The 19,505-nt window shown below is 55.2% G+C and carries 19 protein-coding genes; 13 read left to right on the forward strand and 6 right to left on the reverse strand.

The annotated features are described in order from the left end of the window. Window positions 1-149: 149 nt before the first annotated feature. The 7 genes from IIA05_10165 to IIA05_10195 all read left to right on the forward strand — a co-directional run bounded on the left by IIA05_10165 (window position 150) and on the right by IIA05_10195 (window position 6,952). The gene (locus IIA05_10165) at window positions 150-1,679 is read left to right on the forward strand and encodes a peptidase (GenBank protein ID MCH9027468.1); all 1,530 of its coding nucleotides are present in this window, start codon (window positions 150-152) and stop codon (window positions 1,677-1,679) included. Between the two features lie 213 nt (window positions 1,680-1,892). After that, complete coding sequence (locus IIA05_10170) at window positions 1,893-2,279, forward strand: PA2779 family protein (protein ID MCH9027469.1); 387 nt, start codon at window positions 1,893-1,895, stop codon at window positions 2,277-2,279. Between the two features lie 8 nt (window positions 2,280-2,287). After that, window positions 2,288-3,220 carry a PA2778 family cysteine peptidase gene (locus IIA05_10175; GenBank protein ID MCH9027470.1) on the forward strand — a complete coding sequence of 311 codons (933 nt, stop codon included), beginning with the start codon at window positions 2,288-2,290 and terminating at the stop codon, window positions 3,218-3,220. Window positions 3,221-3,374: 154 nt separating this feature from the next. Then, window positions 3,375-3,827 (forward strand): methyltransferase domain-containing protein, encoded by a 453-nt coding sequence (locus IIA05_10180; protein MCH9027471.1) that lies wholly within the window; start codon window positions 3,375-3,377, stop codon window positions 3,825-3,827. A gap of 18 nt (window positions 3,828-3,845) precedes the next feature. Next, window positions 3,846-4,052: a hypothetical protein gene (locus tag IIA05_10185; GenBank protein ID MCH9027472.1), complete on the forward strand. Its 207-nt coding sequence runs from the start codon at window positions 3,846-3,848 to the stop codon at window positions 4,050-4,052. A gap of 155 nt (window positions 4,053-4,207) precedes the next feature. Continuing rightward, window positions 4,208-5,911 carry a tetratricopeptide repeat protein gene (locus IIA05_10190; protein ID MCH9027473.1) on the forward strand — a complete coding sequence of 568 codons (1,704 nt, stop codon included), beginning with the start codon at window positions 4,208-4,210 and terminating at the stop codon, window positions 5,909-5,911. 87 nt (window positions 5,912-5,998) lie between these two features. Then, window positions 5,999-6,952 (forward strand): lyase, encoded by a 954-nt coding sequence (locus tag IIA05_10195; protein ID MCH9027474.1) that lies wholly within the window; start codon window positions 5,999-6,001, stop codon window positions 6,950-6,952. A 43-nt stretch (window positions 6,953-6,995) separates the two neighbouring features. Here the strand turns inward: IIA05_10195 and IIA05_10200 are convergent, their stop codons facing one another. From IIA05_10200 to pgaA, 6 genes are all read right to left on the reverse strand, one after another. Continuing rightward, window positions 6,996-7,193 carry a hypothetical protein gene (locus IIA05_10200; protein ID MCH9027475.1) on the reverse strand — a complete coding sequence of 66 codons (198 nt, stop codon included), beginning with the start codon at window positions 7,191-7,193 and terminating at the stop codon, window positions 6,996-6,998. 91 nt (window positions 7,194-7,284) lie between these two features. Then, window positions 7,285-7,521: a hypothetical protein gene (locus IIA05_10205; GenBank protein MCH9027476.1), complete on the reverse strand. Its 237-nt coding sequence runs from the start codon at window positions 7,519-7,521 to the stop codon at window positions 7,285-7,287. Between the two features lie 92 nt (window positions 7,522-7,613). Then, window positions 7,614-8,090: a poly-beta-1,6-N-acetyl-D-glucosamine biosynthesis protein PgaD gene (pgaD, locus tag IIA05_10210; GenBank protein ID MCH9027477.1), complete on the reverse strand. Its 477-nt coding sequence runs from the start codon at window positions 8,088-8,090 to the stop codon at window positions 7,614-7,616. 5 nt (window positions 8,091-8,095) lie between these two features. Next, a complete protein-coding gene (pgaC, locus tag IIA05_10215; GenBank protein ID MCH9027478.1) occupies window positions 8,096-9,349 on the reverse strand; it encodes a poly-beta-1,6 N-acetyl-D-glucosamine synthase in 1,254 nt (417 codons plus the stop codon). A gap of 5 nt (window positions 9,350-9,354) precedes the next feature. Next, complete coding sequence (pgaB, locus tag IIA05_10220) at window positions 9,355-11,292, reverse strand: poly-beta-1,6-N-acetyl-D-glucosamine N-deacetylase PgaB (GenBank protein ID MCH9027479.1); 1,938 nt, start codon at window positions 11,290-11,292, stop codon at window positions 9,355-9,357. Further along, window positions 11,292-13,778 (reverse strand): poly-beta-1,6 N-acetyl-D-glucosamine export porin PgaA, encoded by a 2,487-nt coding sequence (gene pgaA / locus IIA05_10225; protein MCH9027480.1) that lies wholly within the window; start codon window positions 13,776-13,778, stop codon window positions 11,292-11,294. Before pgaA ends, pgaB begins: the two co-directional genes overlap by 1 nt. A gap of 465 nt (window positions 13,779-14,243) precedes the next feature. Between pgaA and IIA05_10230 the strand changes: the two genes are divergently transcribed. The 6 genes from IIA05_10230 to IIA05_10255 all read left to right on the forward strand — a co-directional run bounded on the left by IIA05_10230 (window position 14,244) and on the right by IIA05_10255 (window position 19,450). Then, the gene (locus IIA05_10230; protein MCH9027481.1) at window positions 14,244-15,212 is read left to right on the forward strand and encodes a hypothetical protein; all 969 of its coding nucleotides are present in this window, start codon (window positions 14,244-14,246) and stop codon (window positions 15,210-15,212) included. Window positions 15,213-15,219: 7 nt separating this feature from the next. Continuing rightward, the gene (locus tag IIA05_10235) at window positions 15,220-15,453 is read left to right on the forward strand and encodes a hypothetical protein (protein MCH9027482.1); all 234 of its coding nucleotides are present in this window, start codon (window positions 15,220-15,222) and stop codon (window positions 15,451-15,453) included. Window positions 15,454-15,569: 116 nt separating this feature from the next. Beyond that, complete coding sequence (locus IIA05_10240) at window positions 15,570-15,830, forward strand: hypothetical protein (protein MCH9027483.1); 261 nt, start codon at window positions 15,570-15,572, stop codon at window positions 15,828-15,830. 74 nt (window positions 15,831-15,904) lie between these two features. Further along, a complete protein-coding gene (locus tag IIA05_10245) occupies window positions 15,905-16,117 on the forward strand; it encodes a hypothetical protein (GenBank protein ID MCH9027484.1) in 213 nt (70 codons plus the stop codon). Window positions 16,118-16,258: 141 nt separating this feature from the next. Then, window positions 16,259-17,716, forward strand: a complete 1,458-nt coding sequence (gene nhaD / locus IIA05_10250) for a sodium:proton antiporter NhaD (GenBank protein ID MCH9027485.1) — start codon at window positions 16,259-16,261, stop codon at window positions 17,714-17,716. Window positions 17,717-17,998: 282 nt separating this feature from the next. Then, on the forward strand, window positions 17,999-19,450 hold the full coding sequence (locus IIA05_10255; GenBank protein ID MCH9027486.1) for a tetratricopeptide repeat protein: 1,452 nt from the start codon (window positions 17,999-18,001) through the stop codon (window positions 19,448-19,450). The last annotated feature ends 55 nt before the right edge of the window (window positions 19,451-19,505 follow it).

Consider the following 19,505-nt stretch of genomic DNA (forward strand, 5'->3'; position numbering starts at 1 on the left):
ACGGACGGCTGACACACTAACAGCCCAACCGAACCCATGCCATTAGCGCTTGTCAAACCAGTTTCCAGGAAACCACCGTAAGGCACGCCATGTACAACAGTGATCGTTACCCGTTTTTCCGTCTCGCCATCATGCTTGGCGCCGTATTCATGGCAGCCTGTGGCGGTGGTGGCGGCGGAGGCTCTCCTCCGCCGATAAGCAATTGGGTACAGGGTGTCTTTTTGCCATCCGGCACCTTTTCCTCACATTGCGCGTCGCCACGGAGCGGTGTGGACGCGAACGGCCGGCCCTTCCCGGATGTGCAAGGCTCGACCCTGGACGAGAATAACTGGCTGCGATCCTGGAGCGACGAGCTGTATCTTTGGTACAGTGAAATTATCGACCGGGACCCTGCCGGTTTCCAGACCCTCGACTATTTCGACCTACTCAAGACCTTCGCCACGACAGCATCCGGCACCGACAAGGACCAGTTTCATTTTACTTTTCCCACGGATGAGTGGCTGGCGTTGTCGCAGGCAGGCGTGAGCGCGGGATACGGCATGAATCTGTCGTTCATTTCCTCGGTCCCGCCGCGAAATGTCGTGGTTGCCTATATCGATCCGGGCACGCCGGCGGAGTCGGTACTACCCGTCCTCGCCCGCGGCGCGATGTTGCTGGCGATCGATGGATTTGACCTGGTCAATGACAACACCAGCGCGGGTATTGACGCATTGAATGCGGGCCTTTTCCCGGCCCAGGCCGGCGAAACCCATAGCTTTACCGTACTGGATTTTGGCGCGGGGAGCAGTCGTACATTTGACATGGTATCCGCCAATGTCGTGTCAACGCCGGTGCAAAATGTCAGCACTATTTCGACGATAACCGGTGAAGTCGGCTACATGCTGTTCAACGACCACATCGCGACGGCGGAACAGGGATTGATCGATGCGATCAACTTCTTGCAGGCCGCAAACATCGACGACCTGGTCATCGATATGCGTTATAACGGCGGCGGGTTTCTGGATATTGCCAGCGAGCTGGCGTACATGATCGCGGGTCCGGCGCCAACAGCCGGCCGGACCTTCGAGCGTATCGTTTTCAACGACAAACACCCGGTGACCAACCCGGTTACCGGTCAGCCGCTGGCCCCGATTCCTTTTCACTCAACCAGCCAGGGTTTTTCCGCACCATTCGGCCAGGCATTGCCAACGCTGGATCTGACCCGGGTTTTTCTTTTGACCGGGCCCAACACCTGTTCGGCCAGCGAATCGATCATCAACAGCCTGCAAGGCGTCGATGTCGAAATCATCCAGATTGGTTCGACGACCTGCGGCAAGCCCTTCGGATTTTTCCCTGACGACAATTGCGGAACGACCTATTTCTCAATCCAGTTCCAGGGCCTCAACGCGAAAGACTTTGGCGACTTCACCGATGGCTTCTCGCCGGCAAACTCCACCGGGACCACCGGGGTGCTGGTGACGGGTTGTTCGGTCGCCGATGACTTCTCGGCCGCGCTGGGCGATTCCACGGAAGGGCGCTTGGCCGCGGCACTGGATTATCGGGACACACAAAGCTGTCCTATGCCATCCGGCACGACGCAAAAACTGGCTTTGTCCGGGCCCGAAACTTTCTCGCTGGATGCGGTTGACGGCCTGGTACCGAAATCCCCCTGGCTGGAAAACAAGATCATCGTACGCTAGGCAAGGCAGACCATGTAACACCGTGTATCCCTGCTTATCGACCGGGCGGCAGCGGCTTTTCCCGGTGGATGGCGTGGACTTTCCCGGAATCCCGATGCGGCAAAAACCATCGCCGCGAACAATGGCGGCATCGATGCCATATCGCCGTTTTTTTGCTCATGGCGGACGCATTAGCTGATACTATTTAGCCGTCTAAACATGGAGGTGACACGCATGCATAATCCTATTTTCGTCAAGTCGCTCGTTATTGCGCTGATCGCCGGGTTGCTTTGCCTGGGATTCCCGCAGGGATCGATGGCCGGTATGATCGGTACGGACTCGCTGATTGAAGCACAGGAACGGCAGGGTCAGATTGACAGGATCAATGACATTCTGGCCAAGGACAATGTCAGACATCAATTGATCAGATTCGGCGTCGATCCGGCGAATGCCGAAGCCCGTGTCGCGAGTCTGAGCAATTCTGAACTACTGAATCTGGAAAATAGCCTGAACGGGTTGAATAAAGCCGGCGCCGGCGCTATTGAGATCTTCGGCATCGTATTCATCGTGATTCTTATCCTTGAATTGCTCGATGTGACCAACCTTGTGCGTGGCATCTGACTGAAAGTGTGATCCCGCGATTCACTCGACCGTTGTTGCTGCCATTGGCGATGCTGGTGGGAGGCTGCGCGGGCAACGTTTTGCAAGGCGAGGCCGATCTGCCTTTGTCGGTCGAGTGGCAGGAGACACCGTTTTTCCCACAGGAGGAATACCAGTGCGGGCCCGCCGCACTAGCGACCCTGCTAAGCTCTTCAGGCCGGAGCGTACGGCCCGAAGAACTGGTAGCCAGGGTCTATGTCCCTGGAAAGCGCGGCAGTTTCCAATCGGAATTGCTGGCCGCGACGCGCAGCTACGAACGCATGCCTTATGTGATCCCACCGGAAATTTCCGCGTTGCTGGCGGAGCTCGCCGATGGCCGGACCGTGCTGGTTTTTCAAAACCTCGGCGCCAGGCTTCTGCCGGTATGGCATTACGCAGTCGTGATCGGGTTTTCTTTGGAAAAAGACCGCATCGTTCTTCGTTCAGGGACAACGAAGCGGTTGGAGCAGTCCGCACGGCGGTTTCTCAAGACCTGGCAAAGGGGCGAATCCTGGGGGATGGTCGCTTTGGCCCCGGGCGAACTGCCGGCGACCGGCGATGAAAGCCGTTACTTGAAGGCGGTGGCTGCGGCCGAATCTTCCGGTCAACTCAACCTGGCAATTTCGTCATACCAGGCTGCGCTGGACCGGTGGCCCGATAATTCCACGGCGCTGTTTGGCCTCGGTAATTCATTTTTCAAAAGTGGTAACTTTAGCCAGGCTGAACAAAGCTACAGGAAATTGTTACAGACCAATCCGGATCACACGGCAACGCGAAATAACCTGGCACAAATGTTGGCCGATCAGGGTCGTTGCCGGGAAGCAAGACAGATCATTGATGAAGCCCTGTCGAGCTCAGATCCCGAACCCTGGCTGTCGGAAGCCTTGATCGCGACCAGCGAACAAATTTCCAGCTGCCGGTGACCAGTCCGAGTGAAACGTTTTCCCTTCCGGTATGTTGCAGCAACTTTTTTTGCGTACAGCAACAGTAAACGATAGAGATAAGGAATCTTTCTTGCTAGTAGTTAAGCAATGTCCTGTTTGCCAGGGTTCCGGTGATTAGTATACGGATCGTGGCGTGTACAAGATTTTTCGTTGCACCAACTGCACATTGCTTTACACGAGCCCGGTGCCGGATGCAGAAGAACTTGAAATTCTGTATCGAAACGAATGGTCCGTCCCCGCCGGCCAGACCTACAGTCACCTGAGCAAACCCACGCGAGCGTGGCGTCTCGGTCGGCGAGCACGAAAACTCAGGCGTCTCGTTTCCGGAGATAGCCTGCTTGAGATTGGCCGTGGCCCAGGAGACTTTCTGCGTGGCGCCAGGATGGCCGGCTTTACAAGCATTGCCGGCGTGGAGCCGGGCGACGGCGAGGCCGAATACGCACGCAGCCTGGGGTTTGAAGTTCATAACCAGATGTTCCTGGACGTGGAATTCACGGATGCGCGCTTCGATGTCATCGTTTCCCGCCAGGTCATCGAGCACGTCCTCGACCCGGTCAGGTTTCTCACTGCCGCAACGGCTTTGTAGCGACCGGGTGGCTGTATAATGCTGGAAACACCCTGCAGCAGTCATTTCAAGGCACGCCGCGCGGGCAAAAACTGGCGCTACCTGTGGCTCCCATGGCACCTGAACCTGTTTAATGAAAAAAGCTTTGCGGCTTTATTCAACAAATGCGGCCTGGAACCGGTGTCATTCCGCAGGCACCTCCGCAAGACCTATATCACCGCGATAGCTCGACTGGCGTCGGCCTGAGACCACATCTGTGAAATAGACGCAATCGAAGTCCGCGCTCGAAATCGGGCATTGTCGTTGCAGGCTGCTGCAATAAGTGTCAGATGCACTAAACTTGCGGTATGGGTCATGTGCGACATTTCATTCAAGAGCTGCGACGTCGCCGGGTGTTCACTATGGCGGCGATTTACATTGTGGCCGGCTGGGTCGCCGTGCAGGTTTCCAGCGAAGTATTTCCTGCGGTAAATGTCCCCGAGGCGGCTATTCGTTACGTGTGGCTTGGCGTTCTTCTTGGCCTGCCGCTGGCACTGATCTTTAGCTGGCATTACGACCTAACGACTCACGGGGTCGTACGAACGGCGGCTGCCCCAGGCGTTGTACACACCGATCTTTCCCTGCAGCGAATCGACATCGTGATTCTGACCGTACTTATCGCAACATCCGTCCTGGTCGTTTTTTACTTGAGCAATCGAATTATTGAAACACGGTCCATGCAGAAAAGTGCTGGCGATTCAAACAGCTCAATCGCCGTACTCCCATTGGAAAACCTGAGCGGAGACCCGGATCAGGAGTATTTCTCAGCCGGCATGCACGATGCCTTGATTACCAGCTTATCCAAGATCCAGTCGCTCACGGTCAGCTCGAGAACATCGACCCTGAGATTAAAAAAAGGATTGTCTATTCCAGGCATTGGCACAGCGCTGGGCGTCGACAACGTGATCGAAGGGTCGGTTACACGGGAGGGAAACAGGGTAAGAATTATCGTTAGGATCATTAGCACAGCAACCAGCGCCTATGTCTGGTCAGAGAGCTTTGAGCGCGAGCTAACCGGCATACTTTCACTACAAGGCGAGCTGGCCCGTGCCATTGCCAATGCAGTCGAAGTCCGACTGACGCCGGATGAGGAAAAAAGATTGGCGACAGTCCGCACAGTCAATCCAGTAAGCTATGACGACTACCTAAAAGGGATGTTTCAGCTGCACAAGGAGACGAGACGCGGATACCGGCGCGGTTTGGCCATACTGAGCAAAGCGGTCGAAAATAACCCCACGAGCGCTCTCGCGTATGCCGGCCTCGCATACGGCTATGCAAAACTTGGCCACAGCCCTTTCCCGGTCGATGGTGCATACACTCAGGCCAGGGATGCGGCGTTAAAGGCGCTGGAGCTTGACGACACGCTGGCCGAGGCGCACCTGGCCATCGGTATGTTCAATCTTTATTACGGATGGAACTGGCAAGACGCCGAAAACGCTTTCATTCGCGCATTGAAACTTAACCCCAGTCTGGCCGGCGCCCATTACCACTACGCCTGGTTGCTGGAACTGCTGGGCCGTACCGAAGAAGCGCTGGCTGCCGGTGAAAAAACCAGGGAACTGGGTCCGCTTTCGCCTTTTTATATCGGCTGGCTCGCTGCTCAATATAGACAAGCCGGCATATATGAAAAAGCAATTGAATACGCGAATATGACGCTTGAGCTCAGAGACAATTATGCGGTTGGCTTGCTGGTGTTGGGTAATACCTTTGCTGAAACCGGCGAATTTGACAAGGCAGTCGAGGCACACGAAAAACTGCGCGACAGTGACTTCTGGTCATGGGCGCCCGGTTACTCATACGCACTCGCCGGGCGAATCGAGGACGCGCAAAAAATTGCCGATGCCATGGAAAAAGAGCCGGGCAACGCCTTGCCATTGGCTTTGATCAATGCGGCTATAGGCAACGACGAGGAAATGTTCCACTGGCTGAATATCGCAAAAGAAAGCAAATTGCCCTGGTACCCATGGATGGTTGCATGGTATCCGGCAGCGCACTTATATTACGATGATCCACGAATGCAGAAACTGGCTACGGAACTCGGTCTGCAACTCCGAGCAAGGCTTTAATAATATGGCAATGTCCAGGAACCTGAATATCGCTGATCTGGAGCCGCCCACTTGAAAATCCTGTTCCGTTCATTGCTGCTTGTCCCGATGCTTCTCGTTGCCAACGCTGGGCAAGCGGCCGAGCCTCTGGACATCAGGGAATGGCTGGTGCCATGGGAAGGCACCGTACCGCGCGACCCTTTCGTCGATGATAAAGGCCGGGTCTGGTTTTGTGGCCAGCGGGGAAATTACATCGCCTACCTGGTTCCCGAGACCGGTGAGTTCAAGCGCTATGCAGTCGACACCGGAACCCATCCGCACAACCTGATCGTCGATCAGGATGGTTTCGTCTGGTATGCCGGCAACCGCAACGCACACATTGGCAGGCTCAATCCAGCCAACGGAGAGATAAAGAAATACCCGATGCCCGAAGCGACCGCCCGCGACCCGCATACGCTGGTGTTTGCCAGCGATGGCAACATCTGGTTCACGCTGCAGCAAAGTAACATGATCGGGCATCTGGATACCCAATCCGGGGAAGTCCGCCTGGTGGATGTCCCCACATCGCGGGCACGCCCGTATGGCATCAAGCTCGATGCAAAGGACCGGCCCTGGATCGTCCTGTTTGGAACCAGCAGGCTGGCGACCATCGATCCGGCGACCCTGGAGCTGACGGAGATACCATTGCCACGGTCAGACGCGCGTCCGCGGCGAATGGAGATTGGCCCAAACGGCGATGTCTGGTATGTCGATTATGCCGGTGGCTTTCTCGGCCGTTACTCTCCTGAAAGCCAGGAAATTAAAGAATGGGAATTGCCATCCGGCAAACAGTCACGCCCCTACGGCACGGCGCTGGATGACAATGGCAATATATGGATAGCGGAAACCGGTATCAGCCCGAATCGCCTGGTTGGCTTCGACCCGGAAAATGAAGAATTCTTCGCGGGGTTTGACATCCCCAGCGGCGCGGGAACCATACGCCACATGTACTTCCACCCGGAAAGCCGGGAAGTGTGGTTCGGCACCGACACCAACTACGTGGGTCGGCTTGCAGTGCCCTGAGCTGGCGGGCCACAAGGCGTGTTCGGTATGCAGGCTTTGGGTTCTAGCCGAAAAAACGCTTGATATCGAAGTACAAGGCGCCGGCCCAACCGCCCCAGACCCAGATAAACAGCGAAGCCCAGCCAAGAGCCCAGTGTTCTGCAAACATATTCCAGACTATGGCAAACCCGCCGACCACCCACATCGCACCCGCGGTACCCAACAGACTGCTTTTCAACACCTGTCTCAATTCATCATTCATCGAATCCATCTCCCTAATGAATGAGCCTGCCGTCTTTCCAGACTTTTCGAGCATACTGCTGCCGGTTGAGTATAGACAGGTTGACGGAAATCTACCTGTTGTCAGCAGGGCAGGAAACCATGCTGCCGGGGAAGTCGTTCGGAGTTGCCGCACTGTAAGCAACGACCCGTGCATTGATCGAGAATCTCAAGGTGTTGGTATCCGGGCCGCTGACGATGCCACGCACTGCAAATTGCGAGCCGGCCGGTTTGATCTCAATGCGCTTAGTGACGATATCAGCATCGGCAGTTACAAAACCACTGACTTCGACTATGTCACCCACCGCCATCCCAGCCAATACCTTCGCAAAACCATTCGAGTGGACTAGCCCGCGGCAGAACAATCCCAAGTCCGACAGGCACTTATACGGGGATCAGTTGGTCAAGGATCTCCCTGCTCCTCAGCTTCGTTATAACCACCGTGCGTTATGTTCGAAATGCAGCCAAGATCATCGAGGTCGATCAGCAGCCGCCTGGAGGATTGAATACGGTCAATTTCCGTCTCCGGTACGCCAAAAAATTCGCTGATTTTTCGTGCTTCCGTCCCTGGCGCAGAGTATCTGCGTTCCTTGCCGTGGAAACGGCGATAATTTATCCCGGACCAGCTCACGATACAGCCGGCAATCGTAATGATCATTAGTGCATACCAATCGAGCAGCCCCATCACGACATCGAACCCGCCGTAGTTAATCATGACTTCATAAAATCTGTCGAAACCCGCCAGCCACGCGCCCAGGGTAATCAGCGGGATCCAGAGGTAGATATAGACCCCCCACATCAACAAGGTCAGGAAGGTATCCCTGGCCCGGTTCCGCCGGTCTTTGGGCTTGATCGATACGATATAGGCGTCTGGTTTCATGATTTTCAGGGAGCCTTGCTGGCTCTGATACCGCGGTCCGGACTGGTCCAGGTTCCTCTTTTTTTGAGCCCGGACAACAATGCCTTTGGCACCGCCACGCAAGTCGCCATCGCCTGCAGAACCCAGTAAAGCAGCGGGTACCAGACCATCCAGTAATAATAGCGGCTGAGCCGTGGCTCGTAGCGGCTATCGATCGTCAGACTGACGGCGAATTGCACGAGGCAGGTGAAACCCAGCAGCACACCGGTCCAGCCGGGAATAATGCCCGGCGCTTGCAATGCGGCGGGCAGTTCGACAAATTTCCCCAGGCCCCATAACAAGAAACTCGTCAACATCGCGTATGCCCAGAAGGTGCTGACCACCAACTCGGTCGTCACCAGCCACATTCGGCGGCTATGCCAATGACGCAGCGATTTTTTATGTAGCATCAGGGCTTCGATACCGCCCTGCGCCCAGCGCAATCGTTGACGCCAGAGACCCAACAGTTTTTCCGGCATCAGAATCCAGCACAACGCATTGGGTTCGTAACGAATATCCCAGTGGCCGAGCTGCAACCGCCAACTGATGTCGATGTCCTCGGTTACCGTGTTCAGGTTCCAGAATCCAACCATTTGCAGCGCTTCCTTGCGAAATGCCGCCACGACACCGGAAACGGTAAAAATCCGGCCATAAATCCGTTGCGCACGCTTGATGAGACCGATAATCGAAGAAAACTCGCCAACCTGGATCTTGCCCAGCAGGGTCGTGCGATTTCTCACCCGCGGATTTCCGGTTACCGCCCCTACCCGCGGGCCATTGATGAAGTGACGCATAATCCACTTCGACGCGTATGGATCGAGAATGGCGTCGCCATCGAGACAAACCAGGTATTCATAACGCGATGCCATTGCTGCCATCCGCAGCCCCATTGCCTTGCCCTGGTTCACATTGAAATGAATGACCCTGAGCTGGTCGTGCCTGGTTGCCAGCTTGTCGAGTATCTGACCCGTATCGTCATCGCTGGCGTCATTGATCGCGATGATTTCGAAAACCGGGTATTGCTGCAAGACCACCGATTCGATCGTGTCGATCACGCTTTCCGATTCGTTGTGACAGGGGATGAGAAAGGAAATTCCGGGATAGTCCGGCAGTTCCGGTGGATCGGTCGGTGCGCGACGGTCCACCCGCTCACGATGGTAGTAATAAAAAAGCGCGCCGAGAATCCACATGTATGCCATCAACAGCGGGTAGTAAAAAGTGAAACTGAATAAGGCATCCATAGGATTTACCTCCGGCTAAACGGATAGTCCGCCAGTGAAATGCCCTGCCGAAGCTGCTCCAGAGCCGGTCTGTTGGCGATGAAATCATCGGGATAATAGGCGAGATGTTTCACTCCCGCCGCCTGCAGCCTGCGCATTTGCCGTATAAGGACCGTTGCCGGAATTTCGGTTCCAGTGCGCCAGTCGATCGCCTGCAGCTCAAAAATTGTGCGCTCCAGTCCGCCATCGCGCTGTGCCACCGCTTTTGCCAGACGGTCGAGGTAGAGATCCGGGTCATCGCTGTTTTCCAGGTATGGCATCGCCATCAACGCCACATAGTCGTAACTTTCAAGAAACAGATCCATGGATTGCGCCAGCCACGTTTCGCTCGAATCGTCAAGGGCTGCAGGAGCGAACAGGTTGCGGGCTGTCCTTAGCTCCGGCTTCTGTTGCCGCAAAATCCAGATCAGGTCGTTGCCAAGATCGATCAGCGTCCGGGTTTTGAACCTCGACCACCTTTTGCCGAGCTCCGGATCGTCGTGCGCCAGCGAGATTTCAAAGTCATCGCCGAATTCACGACGGTAACTGTCCATTGCGGCAGCACTGGCGTCCTCGTGTTCGTTCAAACGGCCATCATCGTGAAACAAAATACCATCGAAATCTGCGTAGGTCGCAAGATCCTGGTAAATCTCGCGGATCACACGCCGGGCCTCGGGGTGAAACGGAGACAGCCTGGGCTCGCTATCCGGATCTGGCTTTACACCTGCCGCCGAGTGTTCGAGAACCTGCCAGGCGGGGTCGAATTTCTCGCCGTGGAACGCCAGTAGCGGCATCCATGCGAAGACTCGCACATCTGAACGAGTCTTGAGTTGCCAGGCAACGCGACTGAACAAGTCAGCCCGAACCGGCAGGTGCCGATTTGGAAAATACAAGGCGTCAGCAGCGCCATCGGCATCGGGGTCCGCAAAAGCCTGTAGAAAAACGTGGCTGATCTGCAGTTCCTTGATCCGCTCGATCAATGCATCGAGATTAGACTCCTGCTGCACCGGGTCATCGTCATAGACATAATCAAGATCGACCTGCGCAGCCCTGAGGACCGATTTATCCTGGAGCAGCAGTTCAGCGGAGAACTCATAGATACCCGGATTTTCGCGGATTAAAATGCGTCGAATACTGGCAAGATCGGACAGCGTATTCATCCCGGTATCGAGAGTGAGCGAGACAGGCATGCCATGGCTGGCGGCCAGATCCAGGCTCGACGACGTGTATTTTCCGTACGGCCAGCTCATGATTCGCGGGGCTGAGCCGACAGCAGTACGAATTGCATCGACACTGCGCCCAAGGTCGGCGGCGATCCGGGCATGAAAGTCTTCATATGATTCATAGCGGCCATCGCGATAAGCCCGGTTAACCGCTGCCGGCATCGAGTTGGCCTGCGGGTTGGCAACAATGCCCAGGTGCAGGTTGGCGCTGTGCGAAGCGATTTCGACCAGCCCGGATTCCCGCATCTCCCGAGCCTCGGCCCAGTCGATAAAATCATCGTTGCCAAGTTGCCGCTCTCCGTAATCGACAGCCTGCCCGGGTGGCATTTCGATCCAGTCGCTAACAACGCTGACCACCGCGGGATAATTGAAAATTTTCAGCAGCGGAAATACATCGGTATAGACGCTCTTCAAACCATCGTCGAAAGTCAGCAGCACCGCCTTTTCCGGCAACCTTCGTTCGTGGTGAGCGGCAGCGATGAGGTCGTCGATGCTGACCGGCGTGTAGCCATGATGATGCAGCCATGCGAAGTGCGCAGCCAGGTTTTGTGTCGAGACTGCAAGTGGGTCAGGATCGTAGTCAGCCATGACGTCGCTGCGAACATCGTGATAGGCAATGGCGAAAAAGCTTTGCTCGGCATGCACGGACCAGGCTGCCAGCGACAGGATGATTATCATGCTGCTCGATGCGGCGCGAAGCATCAGAACGATCCTCCGATAGCCAGCGTGAAAAATGTTGCGTACTCCCGTTCGCCATCATAGACATTGCGAGTGCGTTGCACTCCGAATTGCAGGCTCAGGCCTGCATGGACCTCGAGGTTGGCCAGATAATGGAGAGAGCCGATCGGTCCGGTGCCAAAAGAGTCTTGTTGGTGGTAGCCGAAGCCGATGTTGAACTGCTGGGTGAACGCGAATTCATAACGCCGATAAGTGCGCCATTCATTAATCGCGGTGACCAGGACCGAGCTGTTGCGACGCGGATTGAAATAGACAACATTTTGCGCGCTACCCTTTGCCGCGAAAACCTCCGCATTCAGGTCAAGTTTGTAAACAGGCCTGGTAACCACGCGCTGGCTCAGCTGCCCCAACCAGCTTTGCCGCTTGTTGCCGTCGCTGAGCTTTTGTTGCTCAGCGGATATTGAAAATTGTCGCGACTCGCTCGCACGATATCCAAGCTGCAGACCAATCCGGTCTGCGTTCACGCCAACCCGGTGACCGCGCAACGGCACTATGCCGCTTTGTGTCTCCCACAAGGCGGCCAGAGACCATGAATCACTGGCGACCCACTCCAGGCTGCCGCTGACACCCAACTCGCCGCCGCCGCCGCCTCGATCGGTGTTTAGCTCCAGATTGCCCAGCCAGTCAGCGCCTCGATACTCGAGGCCCGCGCCTATACGGCGGCGCGTCGAATCGCCCTCAGGGAAATCGGCGAAGGCGTCGGTAGTATGGATAAAGGGCCGCCAGCGGTAGGCAACCGGCTTGACAAAGAAATAGCCGTCTACGCGGTATTGCCGGCTGCCGAACTGGACGCCGGAACTATCGCCATAGCTTGCATCGATGTTGTATTTATACTCGTTGTGACGCTCCCACCTCTGCCGGAGTCGCATCACGTCCTGCCTGCGGGCCGTGTCGACGACGAGCTTGCCGATTTTGTTGTCTGCAAGCTCGTATCGGCGCCGATCCAGCAAGGCATGCGCGTAACCGACATCCGCCGCGGTCAATTCCGGCTCCACGGACAACACCTGCCGATACTCGAACAGGGCACGGTCGGTCCAGCCGCGTCGGCGATAAACAGTAGCCAGTTCGTGCCGCAAGTCCGTGTTATGCGGCGCCTTTGACAACAGGCCTTCGAAACGAGCCTGGGATTGGGGCAATTGATCGGCGAAAGCGAGCGACAGACCGGCCGTGATCTCAGCCTGCATGCGTCGCGGATTGCTCTTGAAAACACGTGAACCGGGTACCTGCCGCCACACCGGCTGGCTTTGCCGCAGTTTTTCAGCGAGATCCATTGCCTGCCGATGCTGTTCCAGGTCGACATAGACATAGAACAAATCATGGTTCAGTGCGAAGCTGTCCGGCTCCTGCTGCAGAGCCCTCAGCAACAATTCCTGCGCTTTTTCCGGTTGCCTGAGGTACAAGTACGCGCCAGCCGCGGCAGCCAGAACGTATGGCGGAGTTTCGTCGGCCCCGGCAACAAGTTGTTCAAACTCGGACACTGCTTCGCTCATTCGCTGCCGGGATTGTAGCGCCGCAATGCGATCGAAACGGGTGGTTTGCTGCACGGAAACGTTGCGGGCGAACTTGCGCCGGGTTCCCGCAAGCTGGTTCAGCACCTTGTCTAACGGGTATCCGGCCTGCGATTTGCCGGTTGCCGTCTGATTTGCCCAGCGTATCTGCACAGCTCCCCAGTCTGTGTGGAGTTGCCCGAGTTCATCCTCGGTGAGGATGCCGGGATGGGCGTATGCGATTTCCAGGGCCTGCACCGGCAAGAGAAGACGCTGCATTGCCAGAATCTTGCCGCGTAGTGCACTGCGATGATCCGGCTCATTCGCCAGGATTTCGTCATAGGCGACAATCGCCTGGACGAAGTCACCGCTACCGCGAAAGACATAGGCCTTGGCCAACAACACGCGTGACCGGTTCCGGTCGTCGACCACGACAGAACCGAGTACCCGCAAAGCTTGTTTGCGCTGGCCCAGGTCCGCATAGGTCATTGCCAGGCCGAGGTGGCTTTCCAGGCTGCCGGGTGCGCGGGAAATCGCGAGTTCGTACCAGCCGATGGCCTGTTCGAAATCGCCGATGTTGCGCAACGACTTGGCCAGTGTTTCCACAACTTCCACCGGGGCGGTCTCGGCGTCCAGCCGCTCGGCCAACTGCATAAGCTTCGAATCCCGCTCGGCCCAACCGAGGACGATCAACAGATCATGAAAGGCATCGGTATTGCCGGGATCGCGCTCAAGCAACCGCTCGAGTATGTCGATGGCCACGGCGTAATCCCCGGAGCGTGCACTTTGGACCGCCTGGCTCCGCAGCTGCTCGTGCGATTCAGCAGGTCGCGCATTCTGGGTGCGATCCTGCGGCAGCACAGTGGCGCCGTCCACGGAATTTGCGCTGACACCAAGCGCCGGGAGTATACACAACACCGATGGCAGAAAAACGGCTGCCTTTAGAAAAGCTATCAACTTCATAGGCTAAACCGATGCTCCCGTGGACCCCGTTTCGACCGGTGCTGGCTATCCTTGGTCATGAATCAAGGCCCTGTTATCGTGGCTAAAAATCGCCCGTCACCGGGTTCCGGGCTCCAGGTTACAATTCGACCAAAATGCAAAATCGCCAAATTAAGTTAAATACTAGCGGGACACCCTGTAGCGGGCCGCGACAGGCCTCTCATTTCCGGGTATTCGAGTGCGCAATATCAAGGAGTTATTCGGTATTGAACGGCAGTCGGCCAGGCGCTTCCGTCCTGTATTATGTTAAATTCCATTCGCTGAACGATTAAAAAAGGCCGGGGGAAAAGCCCGTCCTGCAGTGTAAATGGCGCGGTTCAGGCAGGGACAAGTAATAACCGGCCACGTACAATTAATCGCTTATCATCTGCATTCGCCCGGTGATTGCCGACATCAGAACCGAACTATATTTTCCAGGCTGGATCAATGACTGTTAAACAAAGACTGCATCATCTATACAAGGAACTTACCCATGGCGCCGCTGGTTCGCAATCGGCGCTGACAAGGAATTTTGACAACGTTGCCGCCATGGAAAATGCGCGAGCGATGCAGGCGCAACACTATGCCGACCTCAATTACCCGAACAAAAAACAGTTTCTGGCATTCCCCTCCTACACTTGTATGGTTGATTTTGCCGAGCAACGAGGATGCAGGAAAGTACTGGAAATCGGCGCAGGCTTGTCCACCGCCGTATGGGCGAGTTTCGCAAAGAGATCCGGCGCAGAGGTGTGCACCGTCGACGCGAGCTTTGCGCGGATGCGATCGTATTTCAAGGATACCCGCCATGAAGAGGCTGTTTCCAGCCACGTAAAGCTTGTCGAAGGCACGACGATACATTGCGACGACCTCGTTGATTTCTATGCAGACGAACCAAAACAAGCGTACGGCGGCATCGATGTTGAATCTCTGACCCATCACCTTCACTTGTTTCAAAATCAGAATTGTTCGATCAAACGCTGGCACAAGGTCAACAAGATCGCCGGTCGCTGGGATTGGTCCGCACGCGATCTGATGACGACAGAATCCTCGCTGTCGCTGCCGCGCCGGTTGCTCGACTTGTTTTCCTCGGGCAAAAATTTCGATAACGAGATCACGTTCTTGCAGGACATGGATTCTCAAGATAAAGGCAGCGTCATCGACAAGTTAATCGCCAATGGCGCCAATTGGGATTTCATTTTTTTCGACTCGGGTGAATTGGCATCGATGATCGAGTGGCCAATGCTGAAAGACAATATTGCCATCGGCGGCTACGCAGCCTTCCACGATATTTACTTTCCCAAGTCCCTCAAGAATATTGTTCCCTGTGCAGCGATACTGGCGGACCCGGATTGGGAAATGGCGTTTTGCGACGACAGCACCAAGCAGGGTTTGCTGATCGCGCAGCGGCTACGCTGAGGCTGCCTTGAAAAACTGGCCACTCGAAAACAAGGTTGCCGCCTGCGCCCTTTCCCTGGGAATGGCGATCGCTCCGTTTGCCACTTCCTTTGCCGACCTTGAGAATTTTTGTGAACGCCATGGCGGTACAGTGCGAGGAGAGATTGTTGAGCAAGCCGGCGCAACCAATGTGTTCAATATCTATACTGAAGCGGGCGCCGGGTTTGCCGATCATGTTGAGGCTCAAAACGCAGCAAGATGATTTCAAGTTTGGCTTGCTTCGCGAGACTTGCGGCTCGCTCAACCACCGTCAGGGTTGATCGGCCGGAGAAACTCACCAATAGTTTTGTGAGACTCCAATGGGTGCCTTAGTCGCCGTTGAAGGTCTATTTCGTAGCGGTTCCGCCGCCCAATCTTCTTGATTATCAAGACACCGGCCTCGGCCAGTCTGGTCAATATTCTTGGTACCGCACGCTCGGTTATACCTACTCGAATGGCTATTTCTCGCGTCGTTGGTTGGGGCATTTGTGTAAGGCAAACAAGCATATGCGCGTTGTTGCTGAAAAAAGACCAATTGCCGTGGCTGTTGCTGGCGTTATCCGTGTTCCCCGTGGCGCGAGCATGTCTTACGACATATAGTACGCGACACAAAAATTGTATATCATGGCATCGTACCTGCGCACAAAACTCGATGTCATACGGAGGCAACGCGGATGCAGCAGTTCGGACACATCCTTTTTATTTTGGGAATCCTTATCGCGTTTGGAACGGGCATGGACATTCATCACCCATGGCTGCCAATCAGTCTGGCATTGTTTGGTATTTTCGTCGGTGGAGCCTTGCTGGTTGTCGCGCTGCGGTCGCTTTTCCGGTACCGCTTTGGCCACCCTATGGAAATCGCGGGAATAAAGTACGGGAAGCTCTGATCTATTCATGAACTCGTATCTTGCGCCCTGATAATATTCCACCTGATAGCCTAAAAAATTGTTCGTTAATTCATTGACCTGGCACCCGAGGCAGAGCCAGTTCGCGGAGTTCTAAAGGAAATCAAAATGAAAGTATCCGTCATGCCCACTCGTAAAATTCGTGCTGTCAGGCGCTCGCGGCCGATTGTTCTGCTCCTGACGGGCCTTGCGTGTGCGCTGCTTCCCGGCAGCGTGTTGGCGGCAGGTACTGCTGGCACCCTGAAGCTGGTGGAGAACTGGGTCGGAATCTCCGCGCTGATATTGTTTGCGGTTGCGTATGTCTTCGTTGTGATAGAGGAATTCACGCAGCTGAAGAAGTCCAAACCGGTATTGCTCGCCGCCGGATTTATCTGGGCGCTGGTCGGTTATGAGTATGCGAGTCACGGCCTGGTTCACGCGGCTGAAACTGCCGTGAGGGTCTTCCTGATTGAATTTACGGAATTGTTCTTGTTTCTGCTGGTCGCGATGACGTACGTCAACGCGATGAGCGAGCGAAACATATTTGAGTCTCTGCGAGCCTGGCTGATCAATCAAGGGTACGGGTACCGGCGCTTGTTCTGGACCACAGGACTTATCACTTTCTTTCTGTCGCCAATAATTGATAATTTGACGGCCGCCCTGGTGATGTGTGCCGTCGCCCTCGCCGTCGGCAAAGATAATCGACGTTTTGCCGCACTGAGTTGTATCAATATCGTGGTAGCTGCCAATGCCGGGGGAGCGTTTAGCCCGTTCGGTGATATTACGACGTTGATGGTATGGCAAAGCGGGCTGGTCGAATTCCAGGCCTTTTTTGCACTCGCCATACCCTCCGTGGTGAACTACCTTGTGCCAGCGACGATCATGTCTTTCGCCGTTTCGCACGAAGTACCAAAAATCGATGATTCCGATGCTGTCGAGATGAAGCGCGGTGCAAAAACCATCATATTCTTGTTCGCTTGTACGATAGTAACCGCAGTGTCTTTCCATAATTTCCTGCACCTGCCGCCATTCCTCGGCATGATGTTGGGTCTCGGTTATCTAAAAATGTTCGGCTACTACCTGCAAAGAACGCATGTTAGGGCAACGGCCGATCAAGCCGGCTATGGCGTTATAGGCGATATTCAGCCATTCGATAGCTATCGGGAACTCGCCCGGGCGGAGTGGGATACGCTGATGTTTTTCTTTGGCGTTATCATGTGCGTCGGCGGTCTGGGTTTTATCGGCTATCTCGATCTGGTGTCGCAGTTTATGTACCTGGAACTCGGCCCGACCACGGCGAACATTTTGGTCGGCTTCTTCTCAGCGATCATCGACAATATACCGGTCATGGTTGCAGTCCTGCAGATGAACCCAATAATGGATCTCAACCAGTGGCTCCTGGTCACTCTGACCGCCGGTGTCGGTGGCAGCATGTTATCGATTGGATCTGCCGCCGGCGTCGCGCTAATGGGACAGGCTCGTGGCATCTATACTTTCTTTGGCCACCTCAAGTGGGCGCCCGCCATTTTGCTCGGTTACGCGCTCAGTGTTTGGGTGCATTTGCTGGTCAACACTCGCTTCGTTGGCGTTGCGGTGAATTAGAGCCTGGGTGAACTGACCCAATAGCCAATAAAGAATCAGCGAATCGGGGTAATGGGCGGTCGCACTCCGGGACAATGGCGTTAATACATGTGCCCTCGAGAAATCGGACTGCTATGATTACGCATCCTCCAGATACGGAAAACTCGGCGAATGGCAGAAAATTCCCTGGTTCGGTTCTACCATGAATTAAGACGCCGCAAGGTGATTCGCGTAGCGATCGTTTACGCGTTCGTCGCGTGGCTGCTGATCGAAGTCGCTTCCGTCGTTTTCCCGGGACTCCTGTTGCCCGACTGGACCGTTCGACTCGTCATCGCGCTCGCAATCATCGGCTTTCCGATCGCCCTGGTAATGGCCTGGGCCATCGAACTAACGCCCGACGGCATCAAAGGCGATTCAGGAGTCTCCGAACAGGCCGCTGAAGTGATTGCCACGAAATCCACAGCAGAAAGTGAAGACGACCAGCGTCGTTCGATCGCCGTGCTGCCATTCCTGAACCTCAGCAACGATCCGGAAAACGAGTATTTCAGTGACGGGATGGCCGAGGAATTGCTCAATCTTTTGTGCAAGCTGCCACAGCTCACGGTTGCCTCGAGAACGTCTTCATTTTGCTTTAAAGGGAAGGACGTCGACCTCAGTACGGTTGCGGAAAAGCTCGGCGTGGATGTGATCCTCGAAGGCAGTGTCCGGCGCTCCGGCGATCGGGTCAGGATCACTGGCCAACTCATCGACGGAAAATCCGACAGACACCTCTGGTCGGAAACCTATGATCGCGAACTGAAGGACATTTTCGCCGTCCAGGATGAGATTGCGCACCATATCGTGGAAGCGCTGGAAATCAAGTTGACGCCGACTCAGCAACGCTCGATTCAAAAGAAGGCCACGACGGGCAACATGGATGCATACGATTTCTATCTTCGCGGCCGTTATTTCTTTGAACGCAAAGAACTCGACTACGCACAACAGATGTTCGAGAAGGCCATCGAGCAGGACCCTGAGTTTGCACTTGCCTGGGCTGGAGCTGCGGAATGCCACGCCTGGAACTGTATGTGGTTTAAAAAAACGCCGGAAAGTCTACAAGCAGCAAAGGAATGCAGTCTTAAAGCACTGCAACTCGCACCGGACCTGGCCGAAGCACATGCGTGCCGCGGTTTGGCTTTGTCGACGAACGGCAAATATACTGAAGCCGAGGTTGAGTACCAGTCCGCAATTAAACTCGATCCACGGCTGTTCGAAGGCTATTATTACGCTGGCAGGGCCTATTTCGCACAAGGGAAATTCCGCGAAGCGGCCGACATGTTTGCAAAAGCAGGAGCCGTTCGCCCTGACGACGTTGCAGCTGCAACATTACGAAGTACATCGCTGCGAACGGTAGGGACAGAAGAAGAAAAACAGGACGCGGCCGAGCATTCTGTAGAGGTTGCCGAGCAATATCTGGTGTTGAATCCCGACGATGCAATCGCCATGTCTCGTGGCGCCAATGGTTTGATTTATAGCGGTAACATCGACAAAGGTATCGAATGGGCCGAACGCGCGTATGCGATCAACCCGAGCGCCTGCGGATACAATACAGCCTGCTCGCTCATATTGGCAGGAAAGACAGAGCGCGCTCTGAATCTCCTTGAAGAACACACACGAAAAAGCAACGTCCATATCGATTGGCTAGAGCAGGACAGCGACTGGGACACTGTCCGGGATCATCCGCGATTCAAGGCAATTCTGAAAAGTCTGTCCTGAGCAAACTTGACGACCAGTCTGTTTGTCGACTCGACAGATCCAAATGACAACACGC

It is taken from the genome of Pseudomonadota bacterium, from assembly GCA_022572885.1.
Lineage (GTDB): Bacteria > Pseudomonadota > Gammaproteobacteria > Steroidobacterales > MnTg04 > MnTg04.

Bases quoted from the DNA above. Each gene is read 5' to 3' on its own strand.
- IIA05_10165 (MCH9027468.1), top strand. From the start codon at position 150: ATGGCAGCCTGTGGCGGTGGTGGCGGCGGAGGCTCTCCTCCGCCGATA.
- IIA05_10170 (MCH9027469.1), top strand. From the start codon at position 1,893: ATGCATAATCCTATTTTCGTCAAGTCGCTCGTTATTGCGCTGATCGCC.
- IIA05_10185 (MCH9027472.1), top strand. From the start codon at position 3,846: ATGCTGGAAACACCCTGCAGCAGTCATTTCAAGGCACGCCGCGCGGGC.
- IIA05_10190 (MCH9027473.1), top strand. From the start codon at position 4,208: ATGGCGGCGATTTACATTGTGGCCGGCTGGGTCGCCGTGCAGGTTTCC.
- IIA05_10195 (MCH9027474.1), top strand. From the start codon at position 5,999: ATGCTTCTCGTTGCCAACGCTGGGCAAGCGGCCGAGCCTCTGGACATC.
- IIA05_10200 (MCH9027475.1), bottom strand. From the start codon at position 7,193: ATGAATGATGAATTGAGACAGGTGTTGAAAAGCAGTCTGTTGGGTACC.
- IIA05_10205 (MCH9027476.1), bottom strand. From the start codon at position 7,521: ATGGCGGTGGGTGACATAGTCGAAGTCAGTGGTTTTGTAACTGCCGAT.
- pgaD (MCH9027477.1), bottom strand. From the start codon at position 8,090: ATGAAACCAGACGCCTATATCGTATCGATCAAGCCCAAAGACCGGCGG.
- pgaC (MCH9027478.1), bottom strand. From the start codon at position 9,349: ATGGATGCCTTATTCAGTTTCACTTTTTACTACCCGCTGTTGATGGCA.
- pgaB (MCH9027479.1), bottom strand. From the start codon at position 11,292: ATGCTTCGCGCCGCATCGAGCAGCATGATAATCATCCTGTCGCTGGCA.
- pgaA (MCH9027480.1), bottom strand. From the start codon at position 13,778: ATGAAGTTGATAGCTTTTCTAAAGGCAGCCGTTTTTCTGCCATCGGTG.
- IIA05_10230 (MCH9027481.1), top strand. From the start codon at position 14,244: ATGACTGTTAAACAAAGACTGCATCATCTATACAAGGAACTTACCCAT.
- IIA05_10245 (MCH9027484.1), top strand. From the start codon at position 15,905: ATGCAGCAGTTCGGACACATCCTTTTTATTTTGGGAATCCTTATCGCG.
- nhaD (MCH9027485.1), top strand. From the start codon at position 16,259: ATGCCCACTCGTAAAATTCGTGCTGTCAGGCGCTCGCGGCCGATTGTT.